We start from the raw sequence: 23,685 nt of genomic DNA, 5'->3' as shown, positions 1-23,685 counted from the left end.
ACTATATAAATACCTTTTTCTTCTTATCTTTGTTAATTTGAGCGTTATAATGAAAACTATACCTATACTGACATAAAAATATATATAAATCATATTTTTTACATAACAAAAAAAGCCAGTTCAACTGGCTTTTACTTATTGCTGCTCTTGTTTGTTTTCTTCTTTAGCAGCTTCTTTTTCTTGCTCTTCTTTTAGCAATACTTTTCTAGATAGATTCACACGACCTTGCTTGTCAATCTCGATAACTTTAACTGTAATTACATCACCGATCTTCACAACGTCTTCTACTTTACCTACACGCTCAAGTGCAAGTTCAGAAATGTGAACTAATCCATCTTTACCGCTGAATAGTTCAACGAAAGCACCGAATTTCTCAACACGTTTCACTTTTCCTTCGTAGATTTCACCTACTTGTACTTCGCGAACGATATCTTCGATAATTTTCTTAGCTTTGTCATTCATTTCTTGATTTATTGAAGAAATGAATACTGTACCATCTTGCTCGATGTCAATTTTAACGCCAGTTTCTTCAATAATTTTATTGATTTGTTTACCGCTCGGCCCAATAACGTCACGGATTTTATCTGGGTTAATTGTCATTGTAATAATCTTTGGAGCGTAAGCTGATAATTCAGTACGTGGCTCTGCAATAACAGATAACATATGATTTAGAATGTGCACACGACCAACTTTCGCTTGTTGTAATGCCTCTTCTAAAATTTCACGAGATAGACCATCAATTTTAATGTCCATTTGTAGTGCAGTAACACCTTTTGCTGTACCTGCTACTTTAAAGTCCATATCACCTAAATGATCTTCCATACCTTGAATATCAGATAAAATTGTGTAATGCTCACCAGTTTTAACTAGACCCATTGCAATACCTGCAACTGGAGCTTTAAGTGGAACACCAGCATCCATCATTGCTAAAGTACTACCACAAATACTTGCTTGTGAAGTAGAACCATTTGATTCTAAAACTTCAGATACAAGACGTACTGTATATGGGAAGTCTTTTTCAGATGGAATTACAGGCTCAAGAGCACGTTCTCCTAGTGCACCGTGACCAATTTCACGACGACCTGGTCCACGCATCGGTCTTGTTTCACCAACACTAAATGATGGGAAATTGTAATGGTGCATAAAGCGTTTTGATTCTTCTACACCAAGACCATCTAAGATTTGCACATCGCCTAATGCACCTAATGTACAAATACTTAATGCTTGTGTTTGTCCACGTGTGAACAAACCAGAACCGTGTGTACGAGATAAAATGCCAACTTCTGATGCTAATGGACGGATTTCGTCACCTTTACGGCCATCTGGGCGGATTTTTTCAACTGTAATAAGACGACGTACTTCTTCTTTTACAATTTTATATAAAATCTCATTTACTTGTCCTAATGTATCAGCGTCAGCTTCCTGCGCTTCGTAATGCTCAATTACACGCTTTTTCACTTCGTTAATTGCATCTTCACGTGCATGTTTCTCATGTACTTGAATTGCAGAATGCATATCCTTCTCAGACATTTCACGTACAGCTTGATTAAGATCAGCGTCAACTTCATAAAGTTTCACTTCTGATTTCTCTTTACCTACAGCTTGTACAATCTCTTCTTGGAATGCAATTAGACGTTTAATTTCGTCATGTCCAAACATAATTGCTTCTAACATCGTTTCTTCAGGCACTTGATCTGCTCCTGCTTCAACCATGTTAATTGCATCTTTCGTACCAGCTACAACAAGGTGAATATCACTTTGCTCTTGCTGTTCTACTGTTGGATTAATAACGAATTCGCCATTAATACGACCAACTGTTGCACCCGCGATTGGACCTTCAAATGGAATATCTGAAATCGATAACGCTAATGAAGAACCAAGCATAGCTGCCATTTCAGAAGAACAATCTTGATCAACACTCATTACAATGCTGACAACTTGTACTTCGTTACGGAAACCATCTGCGAAAAGTGGACGAATTGGACGGTCGATTAAACGACTTGCCAAAATTGCTTTTTCACTTGGACGACCTTCACGTTTAATGAAACCGCCAGGAATTTTTCCGACTGCATATAAACGCTCTTCATAGTTTACTGTAAGTGGGAAGAAATCTACATTTTTTGGTTCTTTTGATGCAGTTGCTGTAGATAGAACCGCTGTATCGCCATATCTTACTAATACTGCTCCGTTCGCTTGCTTCGCAAGCTGACTTGTTTCAACTGTTAGCTGACGACCAGCTAAATCTATCGAGAAGACTTGCTTTTCTTGACTCATTTAAGTACCCCTCTCAATTTAAAGTATTCAATTCTTCTATGTAAATGGATAGTATATCACAATATTCTACCTCTAGTATTACCGAAAATGAAGTAAGCTATAAAGGGTAGAAGATATATTTTTACCTAACAAAAAAGCGGGAATATTCCCGCTTCTTTGACTATCGACGTAAGCCAAGCTTTGTGATTAATTCACGGTAACGTGTGATATCGCTATTACGAAGGTAAGTTAGTAAGTTACGACGTTTACCAACCATCTTTAATAGACCACGACGTGAATGATGATCTTTCTTGTGAGTACGTAAGTGCTCGTTTAGAGTGTTAATTTGCTCCGTTAGGACAGCAATTTGAACCTCTGGAGAACCAGTATCAGTCTCATGAGTTCTAAATTGTGCAATGATTTCATTTTTACGCTCTTGTGTTAAAGCCATCCTATTTCACCTCCTATTAATTAAACCCCCAATTACCTAGCAAGCGTCGGTGAGTCGCAATGCCAAGCAATGGTTGTCATAAAGTACATAACATAGAATACTACTTTTCATTTGAAAAAGCAAGTATATTCTTTTCGTTCGCAAAATATTCTTGTGCTGTTTTCTTATCTTTTGCGATTTGTTCAACTAACTCATCGATGCCATTGAATTTCTTTTCTTCTCTTATACGCATATGCCACTCTACTGTAACATTTTGATCATATATGTCTTTGTTAAATTCAAATAAGTGCACTTCAATAGATAATTGACGCTCATCTTCTTTAAAAGTTGGTTTATATCCAATATTACATACACCATCGTACCATTCATCGTGAACCTTTAATCTCACTGCATAAACACCTACAGGTGGTAATAGATACTCATCACTTAAAGCTACATTTGCTGTAGGAAAACCAATTTGACGTCCACGTTTATCACCGTGTACAACCGTTCCCCCTACTGTATATGCTCTACCTAAAATAGATGGAATTTGTTCCATTTCGCCATTTCGAATTAACTTTCGTAATGCTGTAGAACTTACTTTCTCTTCTTGAAATTCAACTTTTTCAATCACAGTCTGTGTAAACTCCCCTCTTGCATGAAATGGTAAAGTCTCCATCTTTCCTTTTCCTAAACGTCCATATGAATAATCAAACCCTGCTACTACATGCTTTACATTTAAACCAATAATATAATCATCTACAAATTGTTGTGGCAATAAGCCTGCAAACGATTCATCAAATTTAATAACATATAATATATCGATCCCTAAGTTTTCGACTATTTTTTCTTTATCACACATTGGTGTAATATACTCCGCATGGGCTTCCTTTTTCCCTAAAACAACAGATGGGTGCGGATAAAATGTCATAACTGCACTTTTATATCCCCGTTCATCCGCTATTTGTTTCGCAGTTCGAATTACACATTGATGTCCTAAATGAATGCCATCAAAAAATCCTAATGCCATTACAGTCGGTGGTAATTCTAATTTATTTTGTTCATGTGGATGAGTTAAATGAATAAGTTTCACGCTTGAATTCACCTTTTTCTGTAATAATCCTTCCAATAATTCATTATAGCTTTAGTTCTTGATTATTCACAAGTACTTTCATCGGCTTTAGCATACCAGGGTGTTTGGGATGGTGCTCAAAAATTGCAAGGCATCGATCATTTTTATCAAATACTGTTATAAATGGTGCTGTTATTTGCAATTCATTTTTTAAGAACATACCATTCTTTATTTTCTCTGCTTGCTTTTCATCTACAACAATTTTCGGGAACTTACTTAATGCTTCATCAATTGAAATGAAGATAGACTCTACTGTTCCATTTTGCACGTTTTCTTCAATTTCTTCAAATGATATGCAATCTTCTAATAAAAATTCTCCAGAAGCTGTTCTTACAAGGTGAGACATATGTGATGGAAAACCAAGTTTTTCACCAATCATTACTGCTAACGTTCTTACATATGTTCCTTTACTACACGTTACACGGAAACGGAATGAAATATTTTCCCCCTCAAACACTTCACGGTCATCTAGTAATACAAATTCATGAATTGTAATTGTACGAACTGGACGTTCAACTTCTTGTCCTGCTCTTGCATATTCATATAATTTTTTTCCGTTAACTTTTACAGCTGAAAACATCGGAGGCATTTGTTCAATCGTACCTGTTAATGCAGCAAGAGCCCCTTCTACTTCCTTACGAGTAATAACGCGATTTACATGTTTCGTTTCAACAACTTCACCAGAAGCATCTTCAGTTGTGGTTGAAAATCCAAGTGTTACTTCACCTTCATATGTTTTCGTCTCACTTGTTAAAAATTGTGCAATCTTCGTTGCTCGTCCCACACAAATAGGTAATACTCCTGTTACATCTGGATCTAATGTTCCTGTATGACCAATTCGTTTCTCACGCAATATCTTTCTTAATTTAAATACACAATCATGTGATGTCATGCCTTTTGGCTTATGTAATAATACTACACCTTCCATATATGTTCACCTCATCATAATTCTTTCATAGTAATTATCCAAAATTTATTTTGCATTGAAAAAATGGATAGACAAATGTCTATCCATTATTCTTCACGTTTATCGTCTTTATTAATTTGATGTAAAAGTGTATCAATTCGATGACCATATCCAATAGACTCATCAAACTCAAAGGAAATTTCCGGTGTTTTACGAAGACGAATACGTTGGCCAATTTCTGAACGAATGAAGCCTTTTGCCTTCGCTAAACCTTTTAATGTACTTTCTTTCTGTTCTTCATCACCTAAAACAGAAATATATACTGTAGCAATTTGTAAATCTCCACTCACTTGTACATCTGTTACTGTAACAAATCCAACACGTGGATCTTTAATTTTACGACTGATGATGTCGCCTAATTCTTTTTTCATTTGCTCGCCTACACGGTTTGCACGTAATTTCATAACTCTTCACCTCATTCAATACCATTCCAATTGTGTTATTGTACGTTCAATTTCAGGAAATGAATCGATGTACTCGAGTACACGATTCATTTCTTTTTCACAAATAACACGATTAGAGGATACAGAAACAATTGCAATTTCTGTACGTTGCCATACATCTTGATGCCCTACTTCTGAAACAGCTACATTATAACGCTGCTTCACACGAGTTAGCACCCGTTGCAAAATTGCTCGTTTCTCTTTTAAAGAATGCACATCGTAAATCATACACTCGAATGAGAGTGAAGCGATAATCATCGCTTCACTTCTTCCATAATGTACGCTTCAATGATGTCCCCTTCTTTAAGATCATTATATCTCTCAATTGTAATACCACACTCATAGTTTTGTGCAACTTCTTTTACGTCGTCTTTGAAACGTTTTAACGTATCAAGTTGTCCTTCGAAAATTACTACGCCATCACGGATAATACGCACGCCACTATCACGTGTAATTTTACCGTCAATTACGTAACAACCTGCGATTGTTCCAACTTTTGTTACTTTGAATGTTTGGCGTACTTCCGCTTGACCGATTACTTTTTCTTCGAATTCTGGATCCAACATACCTTGCATTGCTGATTCGATTTCTTCGATTACTTTATAGATAATACGGTGTAAACGAACATCAACATTCTCTAATTCAGCTGTACGCTTCGCATTCACATCAGGGCGTACGTTAAATCCAATTACAATTGCATTAGATGCAGAAGCTAAAATAACATCAGATTCTGTAATCGCACCTACGCCTGTGTGGATAATTTTAACTTTAACACCTTCAACATCAATTTTACGAAGTGACGCTGCCATTGCTTCTACAGAACCTTGTACGTCTGCTTTCACAATTAAGTTAATTTCTTTTACATCGCCTTCTTGGATTTGTTGGAATAAATCTTCAAGGCTTAATTTAGATTTCTCACCACGTTGAGCAAGTAACGCTTCTTGTGCACGTGATTCACCGATTTGACGAGCTTTCTTCTCATCAGCGAATGCCATGAAACGATCTCCCGCTTGTGGTACTTCGTTTAAACCTGTAATTTCAACAGGAGTTGATGGTCCAGCAACTTTTACACGACGACCAATGTCACTTACCATTGCACGAACACGTCCGAATGAAGTACCAACAACGATTGGATCTCCAACTCGAAGTGTACCGTTTTGAACAAGTAATGTCGCGATAGTTCCTTTACCTTTATCAAGTTGTGCTTCAATTACAGTACCAGTTGCATAGCGGTTTGGATTTGCTTTATATTCTTCAACTTCACTTACAAGAAGAATCATTTCTAGTAAGTTGTCAATTCCTTCACCTTGAATTGCAGAAATTGGTACGAAAATTGTATCTCCGCCCCAAGCTTCTGGAACTAATTCATATTCTGTTAATTCTTGCATTACACGATCAGGATTTGCCGCTGGTTTATCCATTTTATTCACAGCTACAATAATTGGTACTCCAGCTGCTTTCGCATGGCTAATCGCTTCAACTGTTTGTGGCATAACACCGTCATCAGCTGCAACAACAAGGATTGTAATATCTGTTACTTGCGCACCACGAGCACGCATCGTTGTAAATGCCGCGTGACCAGGCGTATCTAAGAATGTAATCTTCTTGTCATTTACTTCAACTTGGTATGCACCAATATGCTGAGTGATTCCACCTGCTTCGCCTGCAGTTACTTTTGAATTACGGATAGAGTCAAGTAAAGTTGTTTTACCATGGTCAACGTGCCCCATAATTGTAACTACAGCTGGACGCTCTTTTAAGTTCTCTTCATCATCTTGCTCATCGATGAATGTTTCAAATTCAGTTTCACTTACAACTACTTCTTCTTCTACTTCAATACCATAATCAGTAGCAATTAACTCAATTGTATCTTTATCTAAGTCTTGGTTAATTGTTGCCATAATTCCAAGCATAAAGAGCTTCTTAATAATTTCAGACGGCTCTTTGCTTAATTTTTTAGCAAGCTCACCTACTGTAAGACTTCCAGAGAAAGTAACTTTATCTGGTGTTTCTACAGTTTGTGTTTGTTGTCTTCCAGCAAAGTTATCTTGACGTTTGTCTTCATTTCCTTTGCCTTTTTTCTTTTTCTTATTGCTGTTCTTTTTACTACGAACAACTTTTTCTTCTACTTCAAACTCATCTGCAACAGAAGGTTTTTCAGTTTGATACGCATTATCTAATTTATTTACTACTTCATCTTCTAACATTGTCATATGATTCGAAACCTCGATATTCATTTCTTTTAGTTTTGTCATAAGATCTTTACTTGAGATATTATGTTGTTTTGCATATTCATGCACTCGAATTTTACTCATACCTTCACCCCCGGTAATTTGTATCGAGCATGCTACGCAGCTTTTTCGCAAAGCCTTCATCTAACACAGCTACAACGACTCGCTCATCTCTCCCAATCGCATGCCCTAATTGTTGTCGATTTTCGACCTTTCTCATTGGTACGTTGTAATACGTCGTTTTATCCATGATGCGTTTTGTAGTATTTGCTGACGCATCTTCAGATAGCAATACAAGCTTTGCTTTGCCACTTCGTACTTCTTTTAAAACAAGTTCTTCACCCGAAATAATTTTCCGAGCCCGGTTTGCTAGTCCTAAAAACGATTTCCAATCGGACACTTATTTCGACTCCTTCTCAACAAGCTCAAGAAGCTCTTCGTATAGAGAACCGTCGATTTTCGCTTTTAGATGATGTTCCAAAATATTTTTCTTTTGGGCTTGAAGAATGCTATCTTTATCTTTTGATAAATAAGCACCTCGTCCTGATTTCTTTCCAGTTAAATCAATGGACACTTCTCCCTCTTTGGAACGAACAATGCGAACGAGCTCTCGTTTTGATTTCATTTCTTGCGTTGCAACACATTTTCGTAACGGAACTTTTCGATTGCTCATACTCATCACCTCTATTCGATTTCGTCTTCAACTGAATCGAATCCGAATGCGATTACGCTATCTTCTTCTGTTACAATACCAAGTTGTTTCGCATCAGACTCACTCTTAATATCAATTTTCCAACCTGTTAATTTAGCTGCAAGACGTGCATTTTGTCCACGCTTACCAATAGCTAATGACAGTTGGTGGTCTGGAACAACAACAGTTGTTGCTTTTTCTTCTTCATCTACAAGTACTTTAACAACTTGTGATGGGCTTAAAGCATTTGCAACATATTCTACTGGATCATTTGACCAGCGAACGATGTCAATCTTTTCGCCTTTTAGTTCGTCTACAATGCGTTGTACACGTTGTCCTTTTGGTCCTACACAAGAACCTACTGGATCAACATCAATGTTCTCTGCATGTACAGAAATTTTAGAACGATCGCCTGCTTCACGTGCTACAGAACGAATTTCAACAGTTCCATCATAAATTTCAGGAACTTCCATTTCGAATAAACGTTTTAAAAGACCAGGATGTGTACGTGATACGTAAATTTGTGGTCCTTTTGTTGTTTTTTCTACTTTCGTAATGAATACACGAATACGATCATGTGGTTTGTACTGTTCGTTTGGCATTTGCTCACTTACAGGTAATAAAGCTTCTACTTTCCCTAAGCTTACATAGATGAAACGAGCATCTTGACGTTGTACGATACCCACCATAATATCTTCTTCACGGTCACTAAACTCAGAGTAAATAACACCACGCTCTGCTTCACGCACTCGTTGTGTTACAACCTGTTTTGCAGTTTGTGCTGCAATACGACCGAAATCTTTTGGTGTTACTTCAATTTCTAGTACGTCACCATCTTGATAGTTTGGATTAATTTGTCTTGCTTCTTCAACAGAAATTTCAAGACGTGGATCAAACACATTATCAACAACGTCTTTACGTGCTAATACTTGAATTGTGCCCACTTCTGGGTTAAAGCTCACACGAACGTTTTGTGCTTGGTTAAAATTGCGTTTATAAGCAGAGATTAACGCTGCTTCAATCGCATCAATAATAATATCTTTGCTAATTCCTTTTTCTGACTCTAATACGAGCAAGGCATCTAACAACTCAGTGCTCATGAAGATCCCCCTTCTAACTAAAACGTAACAGCAAGTCGCGCATTTGCAACTTTGTCCATTGAAATTTGGATTTCTTTTTTACGTGTTTTAATTGTTAATAATAGTGTAATTGTAGTACCATCGTAGGAAAGTAGTTTTCCTTCAAACATTTTTTCACCATCAATCGGCTCATATGTTTTAATTGCCACTTGTTTTCCTACCGCTTGCTGGAAGTCTTTCTCTTTCTTTAATGGGCGTTCCGCTCCAGGAGATGATACATCCAAAAAGTAAAGATGAGGAATTGGATCCTCTTTATCTAAAGCTTCGCTTAAACGTTCACTTACCGCACCGCATTCTTCAATGTCGACTCCCTTTTCAGAATCGATGAATACGCGTAAGAACCAGTCTTGTCCTTCTTGCACATACTCTACATCTACAAGTTCAAGATTTAACTCTTCAACGATTGGCTGCGCAAATGCTTCTACTACTTCTGTGACTTTCTTATCCATAAACAGCCTCCTTCCTGCCGTCATGTACCATTTACAAGAAAAGACTCCGTCCATAAAACGGTTTATCTTATTCTTTCTCGTTAGCTAACAAAAGCCCCTGCCGTTAAGCAGGGAATATCTGTCTTAGTATTACCAAATTTAAGAAGTAAAACTTGTAACAAAATATGTATATACGACAGAAATTTCTTACCTCTCCACATCAATAAAACGTAGATAGTAACACGAAAGAGTGGGTTTCCCCACTCTTTTTTTTACACAATATACATGACATGGTTATCTCGGTTAATAGTATACCATAGCAAATGTTGATTTGCAAAGACTTTTCCTACCTACTAGAACAGTGATAACTGGTTTTGATCAGGTAGATCGCCTAAGCAACCTTGACTATCTAAATACTCAATAATTGTTTTCGAAACCTTACTGCGCTGCTGTAAATCTTCTTTTGATAAGAAATCTCCATTTTTACGTGCTTCTACAATACTTAAAGCGGCGTTTGTACCCAGTCCAGGCACTGCATTAAATGGAGGAATTAAAGAATCCCCATCAATAATAAATTCTGTTGCATGCGAACGGTATAAATCAACCTTTTGGAATGAGTATCCACGCTCACACATTTCAAGTGTCATTTCTAGTACTGTTAATAAACTTTTCTCTTTCGGCGCTGCATCCAAACCTTTTTGTGCAATTTCATCAATTTTTACACGTATAGATGCTGAGCCTTTCGCCATCGCCTCTACGTCAAAGTCATCTGCACGAACTGTAAAGTATGCCGCATAGAATAGAAGCGCGAAATGCACTTTAAAATATGCAATACGTACAGCCATAAGTACGTAAGCAGCCGCATGGGCTTTAGGGAACATGTACTTGATCTTCTTACATGAATCAATATACCAACCCGGTACATTATTACTTTTCATGTCCTCTTCCCATTCTTCTGGTACACCTTTACCTTTACGAACCGACTCCATGATTTTGAAGGCTAATGATGGGTCTAAACCTTGATAGATTAAATATACCATGATGTCATCACGACAACCGATAACTTCACTCAGCGTACATGTACCGTTATAAATTAACTCGTTTGCATTACCAAGCCATACATCCGTACCATGCGATAGTCCTGAAATTTGGACTAACTCAGAGAATGTCGTAGGCTTCGTCTCTTCTAACATCTGCCTTACGAATTTCGTACCAAACTCTGGTATACCAAGTGTACCTGTTTTACAGTTAATTTGTTCTTCCGTTACACCTAACGATTCAGGTCCTGAGAAAATTTTCATTACTTCCGGATCGTCTGTTGGGATTGTTTTCGGATCAATACCACTTAAATCTTGTAACATACGAATAACAGTTGGATCATCGTGTCCTAGTATATCAAGTTTCAATAAATTATCATGAATCGAGTGGAAATCAAAGTGTGTCGTTCTCCACTCAGCACCTATTGAATCTGCCGGGAACTGGATTGGTGAAAAATCAAAAATATCCATGTAATCAGGCACAACGATAATACCACCTGGATGCTGTCCAGTCGTACGTTTTACACCGGTACATCCTGATACTAAGCGGTCAATCTCTGCATTTCGAATCGTTAAGTTATGATCATTTGCATAACCTTTTACATACCCATAAGCGGTTTTTTCCGCAACTGTACCTATTGTACCCGCACGGTAGACATAATCTTCACCGAACAGTACTTTCGTATAGTTATGGGCACGTGGTTGGTATTCCCCGGAGAAGTTCAAGTCGATATCGGGTACCTTATCTCCTTTAAATCCAAGGAACGTTTCGAACGGAATATCATGTCCATCTTTCACGTATGGAACATTACATGCAGGACATTCTTTATCCGGCAAGTCAAAACCAGAACCTACAGAACCATCATTAAAGAATTCTGATTGCTTACACTTCGGACATACATAGTGTGGTGGTAATGGGTTTACTTCTGTAATTTCCATCATCGTTGCAACGAATGAAGAACCTACCGATCCACGCGAACCTACTAGATATCCGTCTACTAACGATTTTTTCACAAGCTTATGTGAAATTAAATAAATTACGGCGAATCCATGCCCAATAATACTTTTTAATTCTTTTTCTAAACGCGCTTCTACAATTTCAGGTAACTCTTCACCATAAATGCTACGCGCCATTTTATAACTCATATCACGCGTTTCATCATCTGCACCCTCAATTTTCGGTGTATATAGATCATCTTTTACTGGATGAACATCACCAATTAATGATGCAACCTTTTGTGTATTCGTTACAACAATTTCTTTCGCAACGTCTTCACCTAAGAATGAAAAACACTCTAACATTTCATCCGTTGTACGGAAATGTACAGGCGGTAATGAATGTCGGTTTAACGGATTGGCTCCACCCTGCGAACTAACTAAAATTTTGCGATACATTCCATCCTCTGGATCTAAATAATGCACGTTTCCTGTAGCAACAACTGGTTTATCTAACGTCTCACCAAGTTTTACTAAATTAGAAATGATTGTTTTTAATTGTCCCTCATCTCGAACAAGTTCACGCTCTACTAAATGACGTAACACCTCTGGAGGCATTACTTCAATGTAATCATAGAACTGCGCAATTTCTTCTACCTCTTCAGGAGCTTTTTGCATCATCGCCTCAAACACTTCACCTTTATCACAAGCCGTTCCTACTAAAATTCCTTCACGATATTTTTTTAATAGTGACCTTGGTACTCGTGGTACTCGGTAAAAGTAATTTAGGTGAGAATAGGAAACAAGTTTATATAAATTTTTCAATCCTACATCTGATGTGGCAAGTAACGTCATATGACTTGGGCGTCCACGCTTATACGCATCCCCTTGCCCCATGCTATCATTTAATTGATCGTGATATTCAAATCCCTTTTCAATCACATCTTTTAACATTTTCACAAGTAAGTATCCCGTTGCTTCTGTATCATAAATCGCACGGTGATGTTGCGTTAATTCAATATCAAGCTTTTTACACATCGTATTTAATCGATGGTTTTTCATTTCTGGGAATAAGAATCTTGCAAGTTCTAACGTATCAATAACAGGATTATTCGTTTTTTCTAGTCCAGCCTTTTTAAAACCTACGTTAATAAAGCCCATATCAAAACTTGCGTTATGAGCAACAAGTGTATGGTCGCCCATCCATTCTTCAAACTTTTTAAACACTTCGTCCACTTCTGGTGCATCCGTTAACATATCATCTGTAATACCTGTTAATTCAATAATCGTCGCAGATAATGGTTGATGTGGATTTGCGAAAGATTCAAAGCGGTCAATAATTTCGCCGCCTTTTACTTTTACAGCCGCTAACTCGATAACAGTATCGTATACAGCTGATAAACCTGTCGTCTCAACGTCGAAAACAACATACGTTTCCTCTGCAAGTAAACGATGCGCTTCGTTATATGCAATCGGTACACCATCATTAACTAAATTCGCTTCTACACCATATATAACTTTGACCCCAGCCTTTTTACCCGCAGAATATGCCTCTGGGAAAGACTGTGCAACAGCATGGTCTGTAACAGCAATTGCCTCATGTCCCCATTTACCTGCTTGGGCAACAAGTCGAGAAACAGGCGTAACAGCGTCCATTTGGCTCATCGGTGTGTGAAGATGCAGCTCTACACGTTTTTCACCTTCTGGCGCTTTATCTTTACGAGACGGTCCTGTTATTTCATTAATATCATTTGCAATCATTACTAAATCTCGAACAAATGTATCATTTTGAACAGAACCACGCGCTTTCACCCACATTCCTTTTTTCAAGGATTGCAGCATAGGAATATCTTCTTTATCACGTGAGAACATTTTGATCATAATTGAATCCGTATAATCTGTTATTTTTAGCGTTAATAACGTACGGCCACTACGAAGCTCTTTCGTTTCTACATGGAAGACATACCCTTGAACTGTTTTTCTTCTTTCTTCATCTTGAATTTCTCGCATCGGTGTAATCTCTTCGTCTGGCTTAATAAGATACCCAAGCACAACCGGTCCTTCATGCACAACGCTACTTTCTTCAGCTTGCTTCTTCGCCATTTCTTCCATAGCTTGTATAACACGTTCACGGTCTTCTTGCTGCGTTTGTTCACGAAACTTTTGCATTTCTTCTGTATTTTGCTGTATATGTGTGTCTAACTGAAAACGCGGGAATCCAAAAGCTTCGTATTGATCCCCTACTGGTTTCGCAACGTTTTTCTTTAAAGCAGTAGATTCCAGCTCGTTATTCACATTTATTAGCAACTTCACTCCATTCACCTGCGGAAGCTGCTTCTTTAAGTAAGCAAACATAGGTGAAAATGTAATTCGTTCCGTACAAAGCGGCCAATACGCCCTCACTTCTTCTTCTGTAAATTGTTTATTCTCTGTTTCTAATGCAAATGTTGTTCTTGCAATATGAGAAAATGATTGCTTAAGCTTTGTTTCTAGCAATTCATATAATTCTGTAGGCAAAATACGTGGCACTTGTAAATCAAAATGCCAACTTTTATTCGCTTTATCAATAACGAGCCTTTCAATACCACCGCCTTGTAAATATTGATTTATAAGGTCATCTGGTATTTGCAACTGCTGGAGCAAAATTTGAAATCGCTCTTTTTGTTCATTTGTTAAAGACATAAGCACTCTCCTTCCATTTGCTATTATAAATTGAAACGTACTACAAAGAAAGATTTCTCCCTTCTTCTTTTACAAAATACGTTTACAAAGAAAGAGAAGGTACCTCATTACGAGGTACCCCTTCTTATTTTAAAATATTTGCAATATATGTTTGAAGTTCTTCTACTTTCACTTCTTCAGACTCGCCTGTAGCACGTACTTTCACTTCTACAATACCTTCGTCTGCTTTTTTACCAACTGTCACGCGAACTGGAAGGCCGAATAAATCTGCATCTGCAAATTTAACACCTGCACGTTCTGCACGATCATCTAGTAACACTTCATATCCTTGTTCTTGTAATGAGTTGTATATGTTTTCACCCATTTCACGTTGTGCATCAGATTTCATATTTACTGGAATTACATGCACATGGAATGGTGCTACAGCTTTTGGCCAAACTAGACCGTTCTCATCATTAAACTGCTCTGCGATTGCTGCCACTGTACGAGATACACCGATACCGTAACAACCCATAATAAGTGGTTGTGTTTTTCCGTTTTCATCTAGGAATGTTGCGTTCATTGCTTCACTATAACGTGTTCCTAATTTGAATACATGACCAACTTCAATTCCGCGTGCGAAAAGAATTGTTCCGTTTCCGTCCGGAGATTGGTCTCCTTCTTGAATGAAGCGTAAATCTGTATATTGACTTACTTTAAAGTCACGTTCTGGATTTACATTTACATAATGGAATCCTTCTTCGTTCGCTCCTGAACATCCGTTAACAATTGATGCTACAGCATGGTCAGCGATAATTTCGATGTCACCTGTTACACCAATCGGTCCTAATGAACCAACTTCACAATGTAATAGTTCTTTCACTTCTTCATGAGAAGCAAGCTCAACAACTGAAGCACCGTATACATTTTTCACTTTTACATCGTTGACTTCATGATCACCACGAACAAGTACAACTACTAATTTCTCATCTACTTTAAATACCATAGACTTAATACAATTGTCAGCTTCAATGTTTAAGAATGCAGATACTTCTTCAATTGCTTTTTGATCCGGTGTTGCTACTTTTTCAAGTGCCTTTTCTGCTTCGTCACTCTTCGTATACGTAGCTACAACAGGAGCCATTTCGATGTTCGCTGCATAATCCGATGTATCAGAGTATGCAATTGTATCTTCACCAACATCAGACAATACCATAAATTCATGTGTATCTTTTCCGCCCATTGCCCCAGAGTCAGCAATAACCGCACGGAAATTCAAGCCACAACGAGCAAAAATATTAGAGTATGCTTTGTATAAACGATCATACACTTCATCTAAGCTCTCTTGTGTAGCATGGAAAGAGTATGCATCTTTCATTAGGAACTCTCTTCCACGTAATAAACCGAAACGAGGTCTTTGTTCATCACGGAATTTTGTTTGAATTTGGTATAATGTTAACGGTAATTTTTTATATGACTTCACTTCATCACGTACAAGATCTGTAATTACTTCCTCGTGTGTCGCTCCTAATGCGAATTCACGAGCGTTACGATCCTTCATACGCATTAATTCAGATCCGTAAGAATACCAACGGCCTGATTCTTGCCATAATTCTGCAGCTTGCATTGCTGGCATTAATAATTCTACAGCACCTGCGCGCTCCATTTCTTCTCGAACGATACGTTCTACTTTGTGTAGTACTTTTAAACCAAATGGTAGAAAACTATAAATACCAGAAGCATTTTGACGCATAAAACCTGCACGAAGTAATAACTGATGACTCTTAATCTCCGCATCAGCTGGAACTTCACGTAATGTAGGACTGAATACCATACTTTGTTTCATTTATTCGCACCTCTTCATTTTACTCTTATACGCAGTAAAACCCCTCACCTCGAGTTAGGTGAGGGATTTTATTCTACGATCTCTATTTCATTATAAGTTTCACTTTATTTTACAAGAAAAACTTACGAATGTCATTCCAAGTTACAACTAACATTAGTAACATTAATAATGCAAAACCAATAAAGTGAACCATACCTTCTTTTTGGCGGTCAATTGGTTTCCCTCGTAACCCTTCAATTAAGAAGAAGAACAAACGTCCACCGTCTAAAGCAGGGACTGGTAGTAAATTAAATAAACCAAGGTTAATACTTAAAACTGCTGCTAAACTTAATACACGTGTAAATCCATAATCTACAACTTGATCTGTTAGATTATAAATCCCTACTGGACCTGACAACTCATTAATAGAGAATTGACCAGTTACTAATTTCACAAGAGACTCAAAAATTAGTTTCGTCCATTGGTAAGTTTGTTCAAAACCTGATTTAATAGAACCCATTACTGTTTTCTCTACTGGAGAGTAAACACCAATTCTACCAACTTCTTCTTTACCTTCTTTATCGAGCGTTGGCGTTACTTTTACATTAAACTGTTCACTATCACGCTTTACTTGTAACGTAATTTCTTTATTTGGGTTTTCACGTACAATAGAAACAACATCTTTCCATGTACTTGTGTTCTTCCCATCGATTGCTTGAATTGTATCATTTTCTTTTAATCCAGCTTGCTGTGCTGCACTATTCTCCATCACTTTTCCGACCATTGGCTTGTCAACAGGAACACCTTGTACAAATCCAAGAATCACAAAAATAACAAATGCTAAAATGAAGTTCATTGCAGGACCTGCAAAGATTGTTAAAGCACGTTGACCCAATTTCTTAGAGCCGAACTGCCTATTATACGGAGCAATTTGAATTTCTTCACCTGCAGTAATGATACGAGCCTTTTCATTCACTCGGAATGTTTGAAGCTCTTCCTCGTACTCTTCATAGCCCGAAATTGTTAAATTATGCTCTAAATCAGCTTGTTCGACTTCAATGACACGAACATTTGGGTACTTTTCATATCCATCAAAAACTAATTTCGCAACTTCGTCTTTTTCATTTAATACAAGGCCAACCTTTTTCCCAGGCTTTAACTCAACTGTGTCTGCATCCTCGCCAGCCATTCTTACATAGCCACCAAGGGGCAGTAATCGAATCGTATACACCGTTTCATTCTTTTCAAATGAGAATATTTTCGGACCAAAACCAATCGCAAACTCACGGCATAAAATACCTGCTCTTTTTGCGAAATATAGATGCCCTAGCTCATGGAAAAATACGAGTGCACCGAAAATTAATATAAAGGCAATCGCTGTATTCAATTCCATAACCACCTTTGCTAAATTTGTTCCATCACAAACCGTCTTGTGGCTGCATCAATTTCCAGAATTTCCTCTAAGCTCGGACGTGCAATGACATTGTGATGGTTCATTGCTTTTTCAATGAGGTCTTCCACTGTTAAGAAACCAATTCTCTTTTGTAAAAAAGCTTCAACAGCTACTTCATTCGCTGCATTCATTACAGCTGGCATACTTCCACCTGCTTTTCCAGCTTCATACGCAAAACGTAGGCAACGGAATCGTTCTTGGTTCATTTCCTCAAAATGCAACGTTCCTATTTCCCATAAATTTAACTGTTTTGTGTCTGAAAGAGGCAATCGATCAGGATATGTAAGTGCGTATTGAATTGGTACTCGCATATCAGGTGAGCCAAGCTGTGCCATTACACTACGATCTTCAAATTCAACCATAGAATGGATAATACTTTCTTTATGTAAAACAACATCGATTTGCTCATAAGGGATACCAAAAAGCCAATGTGCTTCAATTACTTCTAGCCCCTTATTCATCATTGTAGCAGAATCAATTGTAATTTTCGAACCCATTGACCAGTTTGGATGTCGAAGCGCATCTTCTACGGTCACATGATGCAATTCATCTCTCGTTTTATCACGGAAACTTCCACCAGAAGCAGTAATAACCAGTCGAGAAATTCTTTTTTCATTTTCACCATTCAAACATTGAAAAATAGCTGAATGTTCACTATCTACTGGAAGTAACGAAACATTATGTTTTCGCGCTGCTTCCATTACAAGATGCCCTGCAGTTACTAATGTTTCTTTATTTGCAATTCCAATTGTTTTTTTCGCCTCAATTGCACGAAGTGTTGGTAACAACCCTACGCTACCTACAACAGCATTTACTACAATCTCCGCATCTGGATGTAATGCTACTTCTAAAAGCCCTTCACTACCATATACAATTTTTGTATTACCAGAGACAGCTTGTAATTTTAAAACATCTTCCTCTCTTTGCACAGAGACGATTTGCGGAGAAAATTCTTGAATTACCTTTACTGCGTAGTCAATATTTTTCCCTACAGAAAAAGCAACGAGACGGAATTGGTCTGGGTGCGAGCGTAATACATCTAAAGTTTGTGTACCAATTGATCCGCTTGCACCTAATAAACTAATGTTTTTCATGACTCCAACCCCTCGTTCATTTATTAATTATATTGTAATAAGAAGTAGAGAATTGGTAAAACAAATAACCAACTATCTGTTCGATCTAATATACCGCCATGCCCAGGTAAAATTGTACCTGAATCCTTTACGCCATAATGACGTTTAAATGCAGATTGTACTAAATCGCCAATTTGTCCAAAAATAGAAATGATAATTGTCAACACAATTAAAATCCCTACATTAGCCTCAACTGGGAAGAACATATTATAAACAACTGCCACAACAATTCCACAAACGATGCCACCTAATGAACCTTCAATCGTTTTATTAGGACTAATTTCTGGCCATAATTTTCTTTTTCCTAATGCTTTTCCTACGAAATATGCGCCTGAATCAGTAGCCCATATAACAAATAATGCACAAAACACATATTTAATTCCCAATATTCTCGTTTCATTCAAATATAGGAATCCCATTCCAACATATGCTGTTGCCATTAGCAAAAATGAAGCATTGTCAAAAGTAAATGTATTCTTAGAAAGGACTGTATATGATAAAAGTAATAAAACAATCACAAATGTGATTTCTAATTTACCTAATCCAATCTGCGTAAACAGTTCTGATGCACTACTTGGAATTAAAATAATCCATAATAATACTGCCGCTAAAACTGTTGGTACTGAAATAAGCGTAAGCTTATTCATACGAATTAATTCATATAAACCTATAGAAGCAAGTGCATACACTAAAACCGTAAAAGGCACGCCACCGTAAATTACGATGGGAATGAATAGCGCGGCAGCAACCACTCCAGTAATAATTCTCTGTTTCACTACCAAACCCTCTCTTTCTACACGCCTCCGAATCTGCGCCCTCTATGCTGAAAGTCTGTAATCGCATTTAGCAAATGTTCCTCGGTAAAATCTGGCCAATACACATCTGTAAACCAAAATTCCGAATATGCAATTTGCCATAACATGAAATTACTAATACGTAGCTCACCGCTCGTACGGATTAACAACTCTGGGTCAGGTAAAGAACTCGTCATTAAATAGGAAGAAAGCATTTCTTCACTTACATCTTCAACGCGAATTTTTCCTTCCTCACTATCTTTCACCATATGTTGCACAGCAGAAACGATTTCATCTCGACTTCCATAGTTTAACGCGAAATTAAGAATTAATCCCGTATTCTCTTTCGTATCTTCCATGGCCTTCTCCATCGCTCTGCGTGTATGCGTAGGAAGACGATCTTGTTGTCCTATTACTCGGACTTGTACGTTCTCTTCAATCAATTCTGGTAAAAATGTACCCAAAAATTCTTCTGGAAGCCTCATTAAATAGTCAACTTCCTTTTTCGGTCTTTTCCAGTTCTCAGTCGAAAAAGCATAAAGAGTTAATACTTTAACATTAAGTTTGCTTGCAAATTTTGTAATTTTCTTTACAACTTGCATGCCTTCATGATGTCCCGCAATACGAGGCATCGCTCTCCTCTTTGCCCATCTACCATTACCATCCATAATGATGGCAATATGTTCTGGGATGTATCCTTTTTTCACTTCTTCAACGAGATGATCAAACGATGCGTCCTTTTTACTTTTAAAAAAAGGAAAATTTTTAAACATCATTCATACCCTCCAGCAAGCAGACATATGCCTAAAAGTGTAAAAAGACCCCCTTAAGAAGAGGGTCATATTTGCGAAGATATCGCTATTACACTTCCATGATTTCTTTTTCTTTGTTTTTTGCGATTTCATCAACTTTTGCGATATATTTATCTGTTTCTTTTTGGATATCTTCAGTATATCCTCTTAAATCATCTTCTGTAATCTCGCCAGCTTTTTCAAGCTTCTTAAGATCATCGTTACCGTCACGACGTACGTTACGAACAGCAACTTTCGCTTCTTCAGCATATTTTTTCACAACTTTAACAAGATCACGACGACGCTCTTCTGTTAATGCAGGGAATGCAATACGAATTACAGTTCCATCATTAGAAGGGTTTAAGCCTAAATCTGCTTTTAAAATTGCTTTTTCGATATCACCGATAGAAGTTTTATCATAAGGTTGAATTACAAGTAAACGTGCTTCTGGAACTGTAATGTTCGCTAATTGCACAACAGGTGTTGGTGCACCATAGTAATCAACTTGTACCTTATCTAATACAGACGAGCTTGCACGACCTGCGCGAACTGTTGCCAATTCACGAGAGTAAGCAGCAACTGCTTTTTCCATTTTTTCATTTGAAGACTTCAATACTTGTTGTCCCATATTTATTTCCCCCTTACAACTGTTCCGATATTTTCGCCTAAAACGGCACGTTTAATGTTACCTTTTTCCATAACAGAGAATACAATTAATGGAATATCATTGTCCATACATAAAGAAGAAGCTGTTGAATCCATTACACCTAAACCTTCTTTTAATACATCTAAGTAAGTAAGTGTTTCGTATTTCGTAGCTGTTGGGTCAAGAGATGGATCTGCATTATATACGCCATCCACATTGTTTTTCGCCATTAAGATAACGTCTGCTTCGATTTCCGCTGCACGTAGTGCTGCTGTTGTATCTGTAGAGAAATATGGGTTACCTGTACCTGCTGCAAAGATCACAACACGTTTTTTCTCTAGATGACGAACTGCTTTACGACGAATGTAAGGCTCTGCTACTTGACGCATTTCGATTGAAGTTTGAACACGAGTTTGAATTCCAATGTTCTCCAGGCTATCTTGAAGAGCTAATGAGTTCATAACTGTTGCTAACATACCCATGTAATCCGCTCCAGCACGATCCATTCCCATTTCACTTCCGATTTTTCCACGCCAAATGTTTCCGCCACCAACAACAACAGCAACTTCTACATCAAGTTCTGCAATTTCTTTTACTTGTTCCGCAACTGATTTAATAACAGATGGGTTAATTCCAAATCCTTGTTCGCCAGCTAACGCTTCTCCGCTTAGCTTTAATACGACACGATTATATTTCGGTTTACTCATAATGAACCTCCAATTGCTTACATCTTTATTTTAAAAAAGGGAACACAATGTGTTCCCTAATCTGTATTAGTTACTACCTTTTACTTGGTTCATTACTTCTTCAGCAAAGTTGTCTTCGCGTTTTTCGATACCTTCACCAACAGCGTAGCGAACGAATCCTTTTAATGTTCCGCCTTTAGACTCAACGAACTGACGAACTTTCATATCAGGGTTTTTAACGAATGCTTGGTCAAGTAAGCAAATTTCTTCGAAGAATTTGCCAAGACGGCCTTCAACCATTTTTGCAACGATTTTTTCAGGCTTGCCTTCGTTTAAAGCTTGTTGTGTTAATACTTGACGCTCATGCTCAACTTCTTCAGCTGTTACAGCATCGCGGTCGATGTATTTAGGGTTAACTGCTGCGATGTGCATTGCTACATCTTTAGCAGCAGCTTCGTCAGTAGAACCTTCAAGAACTGTTAATACACCAATACGTCCACCCATGTGTAGGTAAGCGCCGAATGCATCAGCATCAGTTTTTGTTACGATTTCGAAACGACGAAGTGTAAGTTTTTCACCAATTTTAGCAATTGCTTCGTTGATGTGCTCTTCTACTGTTTTGCCGCCTTCGATTGTTTGAGCCATAGCTTCTTCAATGTTAGCTGGTTTGTTAGCTAATAAGTGAGCAGCTAATTCTTTAATTAATGCTTGGAAACCTTCGTTTTTCGCAACGAAATCAGTTTCAGAGTTTAATTCTAAGATTAAACCTTCGTTACCGTTTGTTTCGATGAAAGTTAAACCTTCAGCAGCGATGCGGTCTGCTTTTTTAGCAGCTTTCGCAATACCTTTTTCACGTAAGAAGTCAATTGCCTTCTCCATGTCGCCATTAGTTTCAGTTAAAGCTTTTTTGCAGTCCATCATACCTGCGCCAGTTTTTTCACGTAATTCTTTTACCATTTGTGCAGTGATTGCCATACTATTCATCCTCCTAAAATATGTATTTATACTTTTTATAAAGGTGTTTATACCTTAAAAAAGGTGATAAAAGGCCGAACCCCTTATCACCTTTCCAACTTTGTTACGCAGTAACAGTTTCTTCACCTTGTTTTGCTTCAAGGATCGCGTCTGCCATTTTAGATGTAAGAAGTTTTACAGCACGAATTGCATCATCGTTTGCTGGGATAACGTGATCGATTTCGTCTGGATCACAGTTTGTATCAACGATACCGATGATTGGAATGTGTAATTTGCGTGCTTCAGCAACTGCAATACGCTCTTTACGAGGGTCTACTACGAATAATGCACTTGGAAGACCTTTCATATCTTTAATACCGCCTAAGAATTTCTCAAGACGCTCTAACTCTTTTTTAAGTTGAACAACTTCTTTCTTAGGAAGTACTTCGAAAGTACCATCTTCTTGCATTCTTTCGATGTCTTTAAGACGCTTGATACGTTTTTGGATTGTTTGGAAGTTTGTTAAAGTTCCACCTAACCAGCGTTGGTTAACGAAGTACATACCAGCACGAGTTGCTTCTTCTTTAATAGCTTCTTGTGCTTGTTTTTTAGTACCTACGAATAAGATGTCTCCACCTTCAGCAGCGATGTCGCGCATCGTTCTGTAAGCTTCCTCAACTTTTTTCACAGTTTTTTGTAAGTCGATGATGTAGATACCGTTACGCTCTGTGAAAATGTAACGCTTCATTTTTGGGTTCCAACGACGAGTTTGATGTCCGAAATGAACACCAGCTTCAAGCAATTGCTTCATAGAAATTACTGACATAATATAGTTCCTCCTAAATGGTTTTTGATATCCTCCGTTTACTTCATCTCTAAGCGAAACTACAAACGTAGCACCAACACTTAAATCAGTAAACGTGTGTACTTTGTACTGACACCACTGCCTACTATATCATACTGAAATATTACAATCAAGTCGAAAATGCGAACAATGTAAAACTTTCTTTGTTCACACTCGAATTCTAGTATTACCAACCTGTATTTCTTTTAAG

21 protein-coding genes are annotated in these 23,685 nt (G+C 37.6%); all 21 read right to left on the bottom strand.

The window, feature by feature from the left end:
* Nucleotides 1-135 precede the first annotated feature (135 nt).
* The 21 genes from pnp to rpsB all read right to left on the bottom strand — a co-directional run bounded on the left by pnp (nt 136) and on the right by rpsB (nt 23,456).
* Nucleotides 136-2,274: a polyribonucleotide nucleotidyltransferase gene (gene pnp / locus MR113_RS01160; protein ID WP_097816845.1), complete on the bottom strand. Its 2,139-nt coding sequence runs from the start codon at nt 2,272-2,274 to the stop codon at nt 136-138.
* A 160-nt stretch (nt 2,275-2,434) separates the two neighbouring features.
* Nucleotides 2,435-2,704 carry a 30S ribosomal protein S15 gene (gene rpsO, locus MR113_RS01155; RefSeq protein WP_001229392.1) on the bottom strand — a complete coding sequence of 90 codons (270 nt, stop codon included), beginning with the start codon at nt 2,702-2,704 and terminating at the stop codon, nt 2,435-2,437.
* Nucleotides 2,705-2,804: 100 nt separating this feature from the next.
* A complete protein-coding gene (gene ribF / locus MR113_RS01150; protein ID WP_061678194.1) occupies nt 2,805-3,776 on the bottom strand; it encodes a bifunctional riboflavin kinase/FAD synthetase in 972 nt (323 codons plus the stop codon).
* Nucleotides 3,777-3,819: 43 nt separating this feature from the next.
* Nucleotides 3,820-4,743 (bottom strand): tRNA pseudouridine(55) synthase TruB, encoded by a 924-nt coding sequence (gene truB, locus MR113_RS01145; protein WP_061678195.1) that lies wholly within the window; start codon nt 4,741-4,743, stop codon nt 3,820-3,822.
* A gap of 86 nt (nt 4,744-4,829) precedes the next feature.
* Nucleotides 4,830-5,186 (bottom strand): 30S ribosome-binding factor RbfA, encoded by a 357-nt coding sequence (rbfA, locus tag MR113_RS01140; protein WP_000776444.1) that lies wholly within the window; start codon nt 5,184-5,186, stop codon nt 4,830-4,832.
* A 15-nt stretch (nt 5,187-5,201) separates the two neighbouring features.
* Nucleotides 5,202-5,483: a DUF503 domain-containing protein gene (locus MR113_RS01135; RefSeq protein ID WP_000582364.1), complete on the bottom strand. Its 282-nt coding sequence runs from the start codon at nt 5,481-5,483 to the stop codon at nt 5,202-5,204.
* Entirely contained in the window at nt 5,480-7,540 is a 2,061-nt protein-coding gene (infB, locus tag MR113_RS01130; protein ID WP_000036353.1) for a translation initiation factor IF-2, read from the bottom strand. The genes MR113_RS01135 and infB overlap by 4 nt, the downstream gene beginning before the upstream one ends.
* A gap of 4 nt (nt 7,541-7,544) precedes the next feature.
* The gene (locus tag MR113_RS01125; protein ID WP_001286520.1) at nt 7,545-7,856 is read right to left on the bottom strand and encodes a YlxQ family RNA-binding protein; all 312 of its coding nucleotides are present in this window, start codon (nt 7,854-7,856) and stop codon (nt 7,545-7,547) included.
* Nucleotides 7,857-8,129 (bottom strand): RNase P modulator RnpM, encoded by a 273-nt coding sequence (gene rnpM, locus MR113_RS01120; RefSeq protein ID WP_242250687.1) that lies wholly within the window; start codon nt 8,127-8,129, stop codon nt 7,857-7,859. It lies immediately after the preceding gene.
* Between the two features lie 11 nt (nt 8,130-8,140).
* Complete coding sequence (gene nusA / locus MR113_RS01115; protein WP_000102596.1) at nt 8,141-9,247, bottom strand: transcription termination factor NusA; 1,107 nt, start codon at nt 9,245-9,247, stop codon at nt 8,141-8,143.
* Nucleotides 9,248-9,264: 17 nt separating this feature from the next.
* Nucleotides 9,265-9,735, bottom strand: coding sequence for a ribosome maturation factor RimP (rimP, locus tag MR113_RS01110; protein WP_000359099.1), 471 nt, complete (start codon nt 9,733-9,735; stop codon nt 9,265-9,267).
* A gap of 332 nt (nt 9,736-10,067) precedes the next feature.
* Complete coding sequence (locus MR113_RS01105) at nt 10,068-14,369, bottom strand: PolC-type DNA polymerase III (RefSeq protein ID WP_242250685.1); 4,302 nt, start codon at nt 14,367-14,369, stop codon at nt 10,068-10,070.
* A 124-nt stretch (nt 14,370-14,493) separates the two neighbouring features.
* Nucleotides 14,494-16,194, bottom strand: coding sequence for a proline--tRNA ligase (locus MR113_RS01100; RefSeq protein WP_242250678.1), 1,701 nt, complete (start codon nt 16,192-16,194; stop codon nt 14,494-14,496).
* 109 nt (nt 16,195-16,303) lie between these two features.
* The gene (gene rseP / locus MR113_RS01095) at nt 16,304-17,560 is read right to left on the bottom strand and encodes an RIP metalloprotease RseP (RefSeq protein WP_242250677.1); all 1,257 of its coding nucleotides are present in this window, start codon (nt 17,558-17,560) and stop codon (nt 16,304-16,306) included.
* Between the two features lie 17 nt (nt 17,561-17,577).
* Nucleotides 17,578-18,720, bottom strand: a complete 1,143-nt coding sequence (gene dxr / locus MR113_RS01090; protein WP_242250671.1) for a 1-deoxy-D-xylulose-5-phosphate reductoisomerase — start codon at nt 18,718-18,720, stop codon at nt 17,578-17,580.
* Between the two features lie 23 nt (nt 18,721-18,743).
* Complete coding sequence (cdsA, locus tag MR113_RS01085; RefSeq protein WP_000813582.1) at nt 18,744-19,535, bottom strand: phosphatidate cytidylyltransferase; 792 nt, start codon at nt 19,533-19,535, stop codon at nt 18,744-18,746.
* A gap of 17 nt (nt 19,536-19,552) precedes the next feature.
* Nucleotides 19,553-20,329 (bottom strand): isoprenyl transferase, encoded by a 777-nt coding sequence (gene uppS / locus MR113_RS01080; RefSeq protein ID WP_073516081.1) that lies wholly within the window; start codon nt 20,327-20,329, stop codon nt 19,553-19,555.
* An 85-nt stretch (nt 20,330-20,414) separates the two neighbouring features.
* On the bottom strand, nt 20,415-20,972 hold the full coding sequence (gene frr / locus MR113_RS01075; RefSeq protein ID WP_000531505.1) for a ribosome recycling factor: 558 nt from the start codon (nt 20,970-20,972) through the stop codon (nt 20,415-20,417).
* Between the two features lie 2 nt (nt 20,973-20,974).
* Nucleotides 20,975-21,697, bottom strand: a complete 723-nt coding sequence (gene pyrH, locus MR113_RS01070) for a UMP kinase (protein ID WP_000042667.1) — start codon at nt 21,695-21,697, stop codon at nt 20,975-20,977.
* A 66-nt stretch (nt 21,698-21,763) separates the two neighbouring features.
* A complete protein-coding gene (gene tsf / locus MR113_RS01065; RefSeq protein ID WP_001018585.1) occupies nt 21,764-22,651 on the bottom strand; it encodes a translation elongation factor Ts in 888 nt (295 codons plus the stop codon).
* 103 nt (nt 22,652-22,754) lie between these two features.
* Nucleotides 22,755-23,456 (bottom strand): 30S ribosomal protein S2, encoded by a 702-nt coding sequence (gene rpsB / locus MR113_RS01060; protein WP_000111485.1) that lies wholly within the window; start codon nt 23,454-23,456, stop codon nt 22,755-22,757.
* Between the last annotated feature and the right edge of the window lie 229 nt (nt 23,457-23,685).

The organism is Bacillus cereus group sp. BfR-BA-01379, assembly GCF_022663605.1.
GTDB classification, from domain to species: domain Bacteria; phylum Bacillota; class Bacilli; order Bacillales; family Bacillaceae_G; genus Bacillus_A; species Bacillus_A mobilis.
The sequence above is the reverse complement of the archived record's forward strand: the minus strand, read 5'-3'. Positions and strand labels throughout refer to the sequence as shown.